This window comes from Roseibium sediminis, assembly GCF_008711325.1.
GTDB lineage: Bacteria > Pseudomonadota > Alphaproteobacteria > Rhizobiales > Stappiaceae > Roseibium > Roseibium sediminis.
On sequence record NZ_VXDB01000006.1, the window covers coordinates 124,237 to 136,251 of the forward strand.

A 12,015-nucleotide genomic window follows, 5' to 3' on the forward strand; every position below is an offset into this window, starting at 1 on the left:
ATGACTTATCGCAGCGGGGCAGGATCGTTGGGGATCGGCGCCGGTGGCTGCTTGGTCTTGGCGAAGGCGGGAACGGCTGCTTCATACGCATCCACCCAGCTTGCCAGTTTGGGATAACTGGTACGCCATTCGCCGCCAAACCGCAGATCGAGATACCCGAGCGCGCAGGCCAGTGCGATGTTGCCCGCATCCACATCTGCGTCGCCGGAGACGGTCTTGGGCGGGTTGGCCTCAAGATGGCTCAATGCGCGGTCTACCTTGGCAGCCTGATAGGACAGCCAGTCATCAAACCGCTTTTCCTCCGGCCGGAACCGCTTTTCGTAAACCTGAAGAATGCCGGCATCCATGATGCCATTGGCCAAAGCCTGAAGGCGAAGCACCGGGAAGCGGTCTTCTCCGGTCGGAATGATCTTTCCGCCGCCAGCCAGAAAATCGAGATATTCGACGATAACGCGGCTGTCATAGAGGACGTCGCCGTTTTCCAGAATCAATGCGGGGATCTTGCCGAGCGGGTTCTGGCTGCGCAGGCTGTCGGCAGGATCTGCCGTTTGCGCGTCCTGAACCTCAATACGGTCCTTCAGCCCAAGGACGGCTGCGGCGATCTTGACTTTCCGTCCAAACGGGGACGGCGGAGACGAACGGAGGACAAGCATTGCTGGCTCCCAATCATGTGTGGTGAGACGATGCGGCAGGACGCCGGGGTCAGGAAATGCCCATCTTGATCAAAAGAAGATTGCGCGCAAGGTCATTTGAAGAAGCGCCGTCTTGTTTGCTGCATCAGCGCGGACGGGTCGTGCTGCAGGCATTGCCGTAGACGTGCCACTTGTCGGCAGAGGGAATACAGGCTCGAACAGCCCAGCCGATACCGACGAAGCCGTTGTCTTCCTCAAGCACGTAATAGACGGTTCGCACAGAGCCGTTTGAAAGGTCTGCCCTTGCCCTGCAATACCGCCGCGCAATCACGCTGGTCCCCCCGGCATCAAGGCGGGATTGGCTGATCCGGTTAAGGCCCGTGATCCGCAAACCGTCGTTATAGTCCTTGCGGGCACGGGACATGGTGCGGGCGACCGCTGATTGAACGCTGCCCGCATCACATGAAGGCAGTCGTGCACCTCCAGAGGGATGAGCAAGGGACGGGCCTGCAGTCGGCATACACACCATGGCGGCCAACAGGCCAACCTTAAAACCGCGCATCATGTTTCGCCCGCCTCATCCCTGTCAGAAGTATCGAGTGAAACCTTGCGCCATGGTCAGGGAGAGGTCAAGCAATCGGTCCCTGCGGAACTTACTCGGCGATGATCCGCTCGACTTTCCACCCGGCGCCCGGCCCTTGCCGAAGACAATCGGACAGCCAGGGAAGGAGGGTTTTCATCTCGTCTTCAAGCACGAAGGGGGAATTGATGATGGTCATGCCGGAGCCTAGCATGACGGTGTCCGGGCCGGATTGCCCGACATTGAGTTCAAGGGCAAGCATATCGCGGATGCCTGCCTCCTCGAAAGAACGGTGCATTCTGGCCGCAGCTCTCCTGTCCTTCAACGGATACCAGAGCGCATAGATCCCGGTCGACCATTTGCGATATCCGGTGATCACGGCCTTGCCCATGCGCTCGAATTCGTCAGTGACTTCGAAGGCCGGATCGATGATGGCAAGGCCCCGTTTTTCCTTCGGGGGCAGGAAACTGCCCAGCGCCAGCCAGCCGTCGAGATGAATGGTCTTGACCTGATGGTCGCCTTCAAACCGGTCAGACAGCGTCTTGAAGTCCGCAGGATGAAGCTCGGTCAATGTCAGACGGTCGATCTTGCGCAGGAGTTTGCGCGCAAGCATCGGTGAGCCGGGGTAGTATCTCAGGTCCGCATCAGGGTTCATGTCCGAAAGCACATTGAGCCAAGGGGCCAAAAGCGCCGCCACCGGCTCGGGGGCCTTGTTGGCAAGAACCTTTGCAATGCCTTGCTGCCATTCGCCCGTCTTTTGGGTTTCTTCGGAGGTCAGGTCGTAAAGGCCGATCCCGGCATGTGTGTCGAATATGCGGAAGGGCTTGTCCTTGCGCTGCAGGTAGACGATCAGCCTGGCCAGAACAGCATGTTTGAGAACATCGCCAATATTTCCGGCGTGGTAGGCATGGCGATAGTTCATCGTGCGTCCTCTAAAGCCCTTTCCATGAAGATGACGGCTTTTTCACCGTGATCTTCTTCACCGATTTGGGCAAAGCCAAGTCTTTCATGAAACCGGAGCGAGCCCGGATTTGGCGGACGCTTGTTCACTTCGCAGACAAACGGGCGTTTTGTTCCGGCGAGAGACTGGAACAAGCCGAAATAGAGCTTTTCGCCGATACGGTTCCCGCGGGCGGCCTCGTCCACACAGATCCGGTCGATGTAGGCGAACCGGTTGCGCTGCCGGCTTAGCCAACGATAGTTCGCGCTCTCGTATGCCAGTCCTTCGCCAAGACAGAGGAGGAAACCCATTGGTTCTCCGTTCCTCTCCGCAACAAGACAGACAAGGGCAGAGGCGACCAGCTCTTCAAGTTCCGCTCGGGTGATCAGGTTCGTCGCGGGGACTGCCGCAGCATTGATTGCCACAAGGCGATCAGCGTCGGTTGAAGTGTAGGGTCGAATAGTGATGGTGTCGGTCAAGGTCATACTCGTTGGGAAGGAAGAGTTGCTTCCTCTATCGTCGGGCGGTCTCAAACGCAATGGAAACCGCAGCCGCCGCGGTGAAGGGGACGTGCTGTAAGCGGGACCAAAAGCATGAAGGCACACGGTTTCCCGTGTGCCTTCCTAAACTGTCCCAAGTCAAAAGACTCTAGGGCTTATTCCGCGTCGGCGTCTGCCTGCATGTCTGCATCAACGTCCGCAGCGTCATCGCCCGCAATTTCCTGCAGGTTGACTGCTTTCGGGCCCTTGCCGCGACGATCCGGTTCGGTTTCAAAGGAAACCCGCTGGCCGCTGTCTAGAGCGGTCATGCCGGAACGCTCAACTGCAGAAATGTGCACGAAAACATCGGCATCGCCTGCATCCGGCGTGATGAACCCAAAGCCCTTGTCGGACTTGAAGAACTTCACGGTACCGTTCTGGCGCGGGCCGCGTTCGATCGGGGGACGGCTGTCCTGGCCGAACCGACGAGGAGGACGCTGCGCGCCGTCACCTTGTCCGCCACCATAGCCACCCTCACGGTTGCCGCCGCCACCATAGCCGCCTTCACGACCACCGCCGCCACCGTAACCGCCGCCTTCGCGTCCGCCACCGCCGTAGCCACCACGTCCGCCGCCTTCACGACCGCCGCCGTAACCACCGCCTTCACGGCCGCCACCGTAGCCGCCGCCTTCGCGTCCGCCGCCATAGCCACCGTCACGGCCTCCACCGTAACCGCCGCCCTCGCGACCACCGCCGTAGCCGCCTTCGCGGCCTCCGCCGTAGCCGCCTTCACGACCGCCGCCATAGCCACCACGGCCACCACCTTGATCGCCGTAATTGTTGTCTCGTCCGCCGCCGTATCGCTTCCCGCCGCGATCGCCGTAGCCACCGCTGTAGTCACCGCCGCCAAAGTCGTTGCCGAAGTCTTGCGGACCGTCGAAGTCGCGCTTGCCTCCGCGCCGACCACGCGAACGCCGGTCCGAATCACCATCGTGCATTAGTAAATCACCTTAAGTTTGTGCCGCCCTGAAGGCACTCTACCCATTGATAATGCTCATAGTTTAATACGAGCCACTCCCGCAGAACGAGCATAATTGCCGTTCGTCAACACCACAGGATTGGGTTGTAACAAGGATGCCGCATCCCTATCCAGTCCGCTGCGTAACCATCATATGTCTGAGAACGGCCAATTCGCAAGAAAATCCTTCGAAAAACAACTATTCGTCGTATTTACGAGGCGGCCAGGTCGTTTCCCATTCATCCGGCGAAGAAGGTTTGCCGTTACACGTAGAGCGTGTAGCTTCCTCTGTCAGGGCAAATGTCAACCCGGTCCATTTCCAGCGATTCCAAATGCCGCACTCGGCCAGACCGGAGGCAGCAAAAAGGCCGTCCAGCTGAAGTTCCTTGGGATTCCACTTCGCGTTGTAGACAAGGTCCGTGGCTGTCGGGCCAGCATCTGACATGCGCGCAAAGCTCAGCTGACGCACTTTTCCGTCGGGACTGGCGAGAATCGCCACATAGGCGATGTTGAACGCGGCAGGTGCCCCGCAAGGCAGCAGGTAAAGTGTCGAGTTGTCCGGAAAGGCTGCTGCCACGGACCCAAGACCTGCAAACATGGCTGGTTCGATATCAGAGCAAAAACGCCCGAAGTTCCAGTTCTCCGCGACGAGTGGCGGCAGCAGGTCTGGGTCGGTAATGGCGATTGCGTGGGGCGCGTCTTTCGTTTCGCCATCGCCGGTCAGGAGCAGTGCTGTGCGCGTGCCATCGCGCGCCTGTTTGCGATCGAGCCATGCCATCGCCGGGTCAAGCCCGGATAGGGGTACCTTCACCGTAAGGGCGTTTGGCTCGACCGGAAGTTCGACCACAAGCTCCTTTCCGGCATGCATTGCAGTCAGAAGGGCCTTTGTCGCTGCGCCAGTCGGATACCAGAAGCCCTCGCCGCCAATGGGGACGAAGCCGCGAGGTGTCGTGATCGAAGGCTGGATCTCCCGAAGTTGCGCCACCGGGAGTTCTTCCAGAAGTTGGCCGTCGACAGAAAAGCGGATGCTGCCATCGGCTTTCAGGCCCTGGTTTGTCGTCAGGCGGATCAATGCACCGGACTGGGCAGGCCAGTCGCGCACCAGTCGGAAATCCAGCCAGGCTGCCTGCTCGCGGACATAGGTAGATGTCAGGCACAAGCCGGTGTTTGAGCAATCAACTGACCATGTCTCGAAAACGGGATTGGATCGGGCGCCTTCCGCAGAAGCCAGATGGGCGGAAACCAGCCAGAGGGAGAAAGCCAGAAAAATGCGCGATAGGCCGTAAATCATCCGGTCCGGTGTCCGTGTTCGTTCAATGGGTGTTCAATCTGGTCAACTTCTTGTACGAAATGCCCAGTCGAAGGTGAAGCGCTCAGGCTGCAATAAGCAGTTCATATTTGTTCATTTGTTTCAACTTCCAACCTCAAAGGATGCGATCTTGACGAATTCCGGTGACCAAACGAACTCAAACACCAATCCTGCCCAGGAGCCTCCGGTCAAGATCGTGGTAATACCGGTCACTCCCTTCCAGCAGAATTGTTCGCTGATCTGGTCGCCCGAGACCATGGCGGGTGCGGTCGTTGATCCAGGTGGTGATGTTGAAATCATCCTGAAGGTCGTCGAAGAGCACGGGGTCAAGGTTGAAAAGATTGTCCTCACTCATGGTCACATCGACCACATTGGCGGAGCAGCAGATCTGGCCGCTGCTCTGGGGGTAAAGGTCATCGGGCCGCATGAGGCGGATTTGCCGCTGATCGAACGCGTGGCCGATCAGGCGCGTCAGTTCGGGCTTCCGGATGTAAAGCCGGTCAGCCCCGACCAGTGGCTGAGTGAAGGCGACACGGTCGAGTTTGCCGGGCGCAGCTTCGAGGTGCTCCATTGCCCGGGTCATGCACCTGGACATGTTGTCTTTTTCGATCGCGAGCTTCGCTTTGCCCTGTCAGGTGATGTGCTTTTTGCCGGGTCGATCGGCAGAACCGATCTGCCGCTCGGGGATCACGACACCCTGATCAGGTCCATCAAGGACAAGCTCCTGCCGCTGGGTGACGATGTGTCATTTCTCCCCGGACATGGAGAGGCATCGACGATTGGCCATGAGCGGCAGACAAATCCGTTTTTGAGGTAATCGGCAACTGACGCTGGCGATCTGGAAGGGCGTGGAGGGCAGGAGCCTAAGGCGTTTCCAGGCGAAGCGGATACCGGTTCGCCGTCCGGAGGCGCAAAAAGTCAACTATTTAGGGTGCGTCGAGCGGTTTCGTGAATGCGGGGCGTGCCCTAGAGAATGCCTTCCAGATCCTTGATCCGATCATTGACCAGCCAGCCATAATAGTTCTCGCGCGGCCATGCCGTCCCGCTTCTGCGGAACTTGGCTGCGCGTGACCAAGGATCTCCAAGATTGTAGAGCGTGGCTGTCAGCCCGGGATTGGTCGAGATATCGACCTTCGCCACTTTCTTGTAGGCTTCTATGGAATCCTGAATGACGGCGGCCATGTAATGCAGGGAAATGTTCGGGTCCATGGTTGCCCGGTACACATCGGCTGCATCAGACGCATCAAGCTTCCGGTTCCGGCTTTGACGCGCAACACGGTCCGTCATTTTTAGGACCGTCAGCGGGCTCAGCTGCCCGAGCCCAAAGCTCTGACCGGCAAAAAGCGGCTGGAAGAAAGTTTCATTGAAATTCGTTTTCGGATAGCGGGTGCCATCCACGGTGCGGCCCTTGAAGGTGCTGTTCCATACGCGTTCATAGCAGGACCACAGCGAATTGCTGTCGGGTGTCTTTCCCTTTTTCCTGCAGCGGTCAAACTGCGCGTGCTCGACGAATTTCTCCACATGCACGCCATCATGCTCGAAGCTCATGTCGATGCCGGCATAGGTCAGCGCCTTCACATAATAGGACTGGGCGCTATCCAGACTGTCGTAATTGTAGGTGTGTTCACCGACGATGGCGCCGATCATGTGGATCGGATCGATACCGTAGGATTTCGAGATCCGTTTGATGGATCCGATGAGCTGGCTGTCTCTCTTGAGGACAGCGACAACCTTGTCGAATTTCGCATCGTAGGATGACTTTCCAGCGGCTGTCCGGCGTGCGGAAGCATAAGGAATGCTCGGCTGGGACTTGAAGCGATTGCCTTCGGGAACCTTGCGGACATTGACGACCTGGGCCGTACTCTCGCTGGTCCCCAACGAAAATGTGGCTGCGGAAAACAAGGTGGCCACGACGATCAACGGAAGGGAGAGACCTTTACGGATTTTCCGGAACGCAATGCTTTGCTTGAAATTGGCTGTTGGCAATTGAACTTCGCTCATACCTGGTACCCGACGGTCCTGCTTCTGGAGGTTCCCGGCCTGAAAACGCCTCGATCCTCTGGCAATAATTGTTGCTCAGCAAGGCGATTCCAACCGCCCTTAGTCACCATGAAGGTCACGCCAATGCAACTATGTTGCTTCCGTTTGGTCAATGGATGCACACACATTTCGCATTGATGATGCTGACATGAAGTCCAAACCCGCCATCTGTCCCTCACACCCCTTGAAATGCCGCAATCGGAGAGGCGATGCAAGGTGGAAACCACAAGACAGGCGCGGAAAACGGCGGCTGTTATGCATTTTGACCGGCTGCCGGAGCAAGACACCTTGGACCGGCGTGAAGCCGCACGCGCTTGGGAACATTCATTTCGTTGAGGAATTCGGTATGGCGATTGAAGCCGCACAGTTCTCGCTGGATGAGGACGTGCCACAGAGCTTCGCAGGCGAGCGAAAACGCAATGTCAGCATCTTCCCGATTTGGACCCTGCCCATCTGTCGCAATCGCGAGCTCCTCAAGCGCTCTTTCCAGCTTTTTGTTTGCATGTGACAGGGCGGATATCTTCTCCGACAAAATGTCCTGCCCAAGGATTGCCTCAAGTGGATCACTCATCTTTGCGGACAGGGATTTTGGCGGGCGAACCGTCATGGCAGGAACCTTCGTCTCCAGAAAATGGATGCAGTTGAGCGTACCCTGTCACAGGCGCTCAATGCGATGCAAGCATAGGGCCGTTCTTGTTCAGCCAAAGCAAAATGCTGGTTTTCATGAGGCAGGGTAGACCGGCATAGGCAAGGTTCAGGGCAAGCGCGGCATGACCGGTGGCCGTCTGGCCGGGTTCATAGCCCAGCAGGCCAAGGAGCGGCAGTGTGATGCCGGTGGCCAAAGCAAGAGCCGCCTTTGTCGTAAAGGCAAGGACCGCGTAAAGCCTCGTGGAGTCAGCCTCCTGTCCTGTATGCGCAACGTGATCCGCCAGAATGGCCGGGGGGAGGGCCAAATCTGCACCGAGGGCCAGACCTGAAAGAATGCAGATTGCGGCAAAGGCCGGTATGTCGCCTTGTCCGAGAAAGACAGCCCAGACGAAGGTGATGCAGGCCAGTCCCATGGAGGTGCGCCACGCGCGGACCTTGCCCATGCGCCTTGCAAGTGCAGCCCAGAACATCATCGAGATCGCGCCTGACAGGAAATACAAAACAAGAAAAAGCCCCGTCAGGCTTTCGGCATCAAGGCGGTCGCGTATGAAGAACAACACCAACACGGCGGGGATGGAGCTTGCCAGCGAGTTCAGCAGGCAGACGGCAAAGAACCGTCGTTGCCAGGGAGAACGCAGAACCTCTCTCCAGCTTGCGCGAGGGGCGGACGCATCCGCCAAAGACAAGGGGGCTGCCTTCAGCCAACCAAGAAACAGCAGTCCGCCGACAGTCAGGAGCGGCAGGAACAGGAGAGACAGAAGGTGATAGGCTTGCTGCGGGCCATGCAGTCTGCTGAGAATGACCGGGACGACTGCTGCGCAAAGAAGACCCAAAAGACCGAAGGCTTCGCGGACGCCCGAGACAATTGTCCGGTTGCCTTCATTGGTCTTCCATAGCCCGCCGACCGACTGCAGATTGATCGACACGATGGAAAAACCCGTCGTGCAAAGCAGGACGGAAACGGCAAACCAGATGAGTGGTACTTGCGTTGCCGGATGGAAGATCATCCAGAACCCTGCGCCAAGCAGGACAAGTCCGAAGACAATGATCAATGGGCGCCGGTCGGCAAACCGGTCGCTCAGACTGCCGATCCATGGGTCCTGAACCGCGTCCACCAACCGCAGGCCGAGCAGCATAAAGCCGAGCAGCGACAGGGAAACACCGAGAGACGTTGCGTAAAAGTCCGGGGCATGCAGGTAGATGGGTAGCCCGGCAAAGGCGAGCGGAAATGCCATGAAGCCATAGGTGCCAAGAAGTCGGAGCGAAAGGACATTGGATCGATCCGGGAGGGGGCTCACTTGCCGAGCTCCGGTGTCATTCATGTTTGTTGGCCTACCAGGCGCGCGCGCAAAGACGGGTTCTTGGTTCTGGTTCCAAGCCAGATGTCAAAGAAGACGCGGGTGAAGTCCCGATCCGAAATGGTGCCGATCTTGCGGCCCTGGAAATGGAACTCGGTCTGCCCGCCCTTGGTCCGTACACCGGTGATGGTCTGTCCGGACTTCACATTCGGGAAAATCGTATCCATCTGGTTCTTCCAGTCGGTGAGGCGGGCCTTGTCCGTCACGCCAAGCCGTTGCAGCTCCTCTATGGTCTGGCTGGAAATGGCCGTGCCCTTGAAGTCGCGCAGATAGGTGAGGCGCAGGGCGAACGGTTGCCGGGGATCGTAGGTCCCTTCAGGAGCAAACAATTGCGCATTGAAGATGCGAAACCCGAGAAACCGCATCTGACCTTCGCCAACCAGTCGGGCATTGGGAACGGTTTGCAGCGCGGCATCGGCTGCCGCAAACCCGGGAAGACAGGCTGCAAACACCATCACCGCAAGCGCGAAAGGGCCGGCTTTCCAGACACGTTTCATTCTGCTCTCCATTGCTGCGTGTGATGTCTTTACGCAGCGCTCTGGCCACTGGATCTGAGGCGCGGGAGAGCGGTGGCATGGGTGCCATGCAGCAAAAGAAGTTGCCGAAAAGGGAATTCAGAGGTAAAAGGACGCCGAAACGTGGCGGAAGTTCGCCGGTTTTCCATTCCCGACCTTTCAGAATTGATTGACCGGCACGCCCGGCAAACCAAGTGTGCGAGACGCCATGAGTGATACGGAACTCAAGACACGCCCGTCCGTGCGTGAAAAGCTGGAACGCCCCAAGCGGTTTCAGGTCATCCTTCTGAACGACGACTACACCCCGGCGGAGTTTGTTGTTCTGGTCCTGAAAGGCGAGTTTCGTCTGGATGACAGCCGCGCCGAGCGGGTGATGCAGGCCGCCCATCAAAAGGGCGCAAGCCTCGTGTCTGTCTATCCGCGTGACATTGCCGAAACAAAGGTCTCCCGCGCCACGGAAACCGCCCAGCGCATGGGCTATCCGCTGAAGTTCCTCGTTGAACCGGAAGAGTGATCAGACCTTTCGTGACCCGGCCTTTCGTGACCTGCGATACCAAAAAAGGCCCGCCAATCCGGCGGGCCTTTTTGTTATTAGGTTTGACGTGCGGTCAGATCGACGTTCTCGTCAGTCCTTGCTGTCATCGCGCAGCTTGACGATCTTGTTGTCGTCCTCATCATCCTCGTCCGCATGGCCGGTTTCGGTCAGGCCGAGTTCTTCCGCCGGGCCGTAATTGTCGGTCAGGCCAAGCATTTCCGCCGGGCCACGGCCTTCCATGGCGCGCTGGTAATTGGAGATGACGCCCTTGAGCTGGATGATCTGCTCGTTGGCCGTGTCGACTTGAATCTTGAAGCGCTGCAGCGTCTTGTTCTCGTCCACCAGCTCTTCCAGCTGCTCCGTGTAGCGCTTGTTCTGGTTGCGCTCGTGGTTGAGATCGGTCAAGGCAGAATTGTAACGCAGGTTCAGCTCGCGCAGCTTCGCATTGGTGGACAGAAGTTCGTCGCGGTCCTTTTCGTGGTTTTTCTGCGCGCTGTCCAGAAGATGCTCGATCTCCTGCATGCGCTTGATCAGGTCGCGGTTACGCTCCTTGATCTGCGAATTCTCGCGGGTCAGTTCCTGCATGGACTGCGCGCCGATGCGGCGCTGCGAGGACAGGTTCTCGATTTCCGCGTTCAGCGCGTAGACTTCGTTGTCATGCTTGCGCTGCTCGTCTTCCAGACGGGTCTTGGAATAGGCCAGTTCCTGATTGGCGACATCCAGATGGGACTTCAGGTCGATATTGTCGTTCCGGAAATCCACTACCTGCCGCTTCACGGCTTCCAGCTCGCTGGTCGCGGCGTTGTTCTTCTTGACTTCTTCTTCAAGAAGGGCAGCGCTCTCGGACAGGTTCTGCTGCAGTTCCTTTTCGCGCTTGGTGATGTCGTCCAGATTGGACTGCAGGCTTTCGGCCAGATTTTCCAGCGTCTTGTACTTGGCCTTGAAATCCACCAGCGAGCCGGACAGCTCGGAAATCTGCGAATTGGCTTCCACGAGTTCCGCGCTCTGGGCCCGGTACTCCTCGTTGACCTTCTTGTTGTTGTCGCGGATGGAGATCAGCTCGTTGCGCGCGGTTTCCAGCGCCGTGCGGGTTTCGGTCAGGCGCTTGCGCAGCGAATGCACTTCCGCCTGGGCCTCTTCCAGCTGGGTCGACAGGGAGCCGACCTTGTGGTTGGCGTCCAGAAGATCGGTCGAGATCTTTGCGTTTTCGGACTTCAACCGGATTTCGGTTTCCACGTGAACGCGGGATGCCTCGACGAATTCCGACATCAGCATGATGCTGTTGCGGTTTTCGGAGGCCAGCGCGCTCATCTGGTCAAACGCCTGCGACAGCCCGCCAAGGCGCGTCTTCAGGCCATCCAGCGCGTGCATCTTCTCCTGCATCTTGATGGCGAAGGGCGACAGGTGCTGGACGTTGGACCGAGTTTCCTCGGCCTTTGTTTCTTCCGGTGCGGTGGTGGATTTCTGCGTTTCCGACATCGCGGTCTGTCCCGTTTCTGGTGATCGCGGTGTTTTGGAGAAAATTCCCATACGCTGCTCCTGATGCCTCCGATGCATATGCGCCCAGTGCCTGCGCGTTTCTCGGCAGGGGAGATTATCTGTGTATTGCTTGGTGACGCAACGACTCACGCCGAAGTCCACATTTACAGACAGTTTATATCATCTTTTCCCCAGAGTCTTGGGGGTTGGATAATCCTATTGTCGAAAGCGGGTCTCTCGCGGGTTTCCGCGGTTCCTCGCGCGAATGCACGGCATCGCCAAACCCCAGTTCCCCTCTGCCTTCCAGCCCGCCGCGACCATCGGTCCCTGCGCATTAACCATATATTAACAAGGGTGTGGAGAGGCAATCCGGTCAGCAAGTTGAATAAGCGCCCAAAGCTGATCGATCCAGAAGTGAACGGGCATCTTCGGGCGTTTTATACAAAACGCCCGAAGCTCTAAGCCGGGACCTCTTGCGCAAC

The 12,015-nt window shown here is 58.0% G+C and carries 13 protein-coding genes; 2 read left to right on the forward strand and 11 right to left on the reverse strand.

Translation table 11 applies throughout. The features are described 5' to 3' along the window. Window positions 1-5 precede the first annotated feature (5 nt). The 6 genes from F0155_RS07810 to F0155_RS07835 form a co-directional block, all read right to left on the reverse strand. Window positions 6-653, reverse strand: coding sequence for a glutathione S-transferase family protein (locus tag F0155_RS07810; RefSeq protein ID WP_150523939.1), 648 nt, complete (start codon window positions 651-653; stop codon window positions 6-8). 124 nt (window positions 654-777) lie between these two features. Further along, entirely contained in the window at window positions 778-1,197 is a 420-nt protein-coding gene (locus tag F0155_RS07815; protein WP_208999175.1) for a hypothetical protein, read from the reverse strand. A gap of 88 nt (window positions 1,198-1,285) precedes the next feature. Continuing rightward, window positions 1,286-2,134 carry a 23S rRNA (adenine(2030)-N(6))-methyltransferase RlmJ gene (locus F0155_RS07820; RefSeq protein WP_150523940.1) on the reverse strand — a complete coding sequence of 283 codons (849 nt, stop codon included), beginning with the start codon at window positions 2,132-2,134 and terminating at the stop codon, window positions 1,286-1,288. Then, window positions 2,131-2,637: a GNAT family N-acetyltransferase gene (locus F0155_RS07825; protein ID WP_150523941.1), complete on the reverse strand. Its 507-nt coding sequence runs from the start codon at window positions 2,635-2,637 to the stop codon at window positions 2,131-2,133. Before F0155_RS07825 ends, F0155_RS07820 begins: the two co-directional genes overlap by 4 nt. 170 nt (window positions 2,638-2,807) lie before the next feature. After that, window positions 2,808-3,629 (reverse strand): cold-shock protein, encoded by an 822-nt coding sequence (locus F0155_RS24025; protein WP_208999177.1) that lies wholly within the window; start codon window positions 3,627-3,629, stop codon window positions 2,808-2,810. 219 nt (window positions 3,630-3,848) lie between these two features. Beyond that, entirely contained in the window at window positions 3,849-4,940 is a 1,092-nt protein-coding gene (locus F0155_RS07835) for a DUF1176 domain-containing protein (RefSeq protein ID WP_150523942.1), read from the reverse strand. A 148-nt stretch (window positions 4,941-5,088) separates the two neighbouring features. Between F0155_RS07835 and F0155_RS07840 the strand changes: the two genes are divergently transcribed. Next, window positions 5,089-5,775: an MBL fold metallo-hydrolase gene (locus F0155_RS07840; RefSeq protein WP_244303482.1), complete on the forward strand. Its 687-nt coding sequence runs from the start codon at window positions 5,089-5,091 to the stop codon at window positions 5,773-5,775. Window positions 5,776-5,924: 149 nt separating this feature from the next. Here the strand turns inward: F0155_RS07840 and F0155_RS07845 are convergent, their stop codons facing one another. The 4 genes from F0155_RS07845 to F0155_RS07860 form a co-directional block, all read right to left on the reverse strand. Then, the gene (locus tag F0155_RS07845; RefSeq protein WP_192913779.1) at window positions 5,925-6,902 is read right to left on the reverse strand and encodes a DUF1402 family protein; all 978 of its coding nucleotides are present in this window, start codon (window positions 6,900-6,902) and stop codon (window positions 5,925-5,927) included. 349 nt (window positions 6,903-7,251) lie between these two features. Next, window positions 7,252-7,605, reverse strand: a complete 354-nt coding sequence (locus tag F0155_RS07850; RefSeq protein ID WP_150523945.1) for a DUF6665 family protein — start codon at window positions 7,603-7,605, stop codon at window positions 7,252-7,254. A 58-nt stretch (window positions 7,606-7,663) separates the two neighbouring features. Then, window positions 7,664-8,944 carry an MFS transporter gene (locus F0155_RS07855; RefSeq protein WP_208999178.1) on the reverse strand — a complete coding sequence of 427 codons (1,281 nt, stop codon included), beginning with the start codon at window positions 8,942-8,944 and terminating at the stop codon, window positions 7,664-7,666. A 20-nt stretch (window positions 8,945-8,964) separates the two neighbouring features. Continuing rightward, window positions 8,965-9,501: a chalcone isomerase family protein gene (locus F0155_RS07860; RefSeq protein ID WP_208999179.1), complete on the reverse strand. Its 537-nt coding sequence runs from the start codon at window positions 9,499-9,501 to the stop codon at window positions 8,965-8,967. A 226-nt stretch (window positions 9,502-9,727) separates the two neighbouring features. Here F0155_RS07860 and F0155_RS07865 point away from each other — a divergent pair, with 226 nt between their 5' ends. Continuing rightward, a complete protein-coding gene (locus tag F0155_RS07865; protein WP_150523948.1) occupies window positions 9,728-10,033 on the forward strand; it encodes an ATP-dependent Clp protease adaptor ClpS in 306 nt (101 codons plus the stop codon). A 111-nt stretch (window positions 10,034-10,144) separates the two neighbouring features. On the opposite strand, the gene F0155_RS07870 is transcribed toward F0155_RS07865, so the two are convergent. After that, window positions 10,145-11,533, reverse strand: a complete 1,389-nt coding sequence (locus F0155_RS07870; RefSeq protein ID WP_150523949.1) for a coiled-coil domain-containing protein — start codon at window positions 11,531-11,533, stop codon at window positions 10,145-10,147. Window positions 11,534-12,015: the final 482 nt, after the last annotated feature.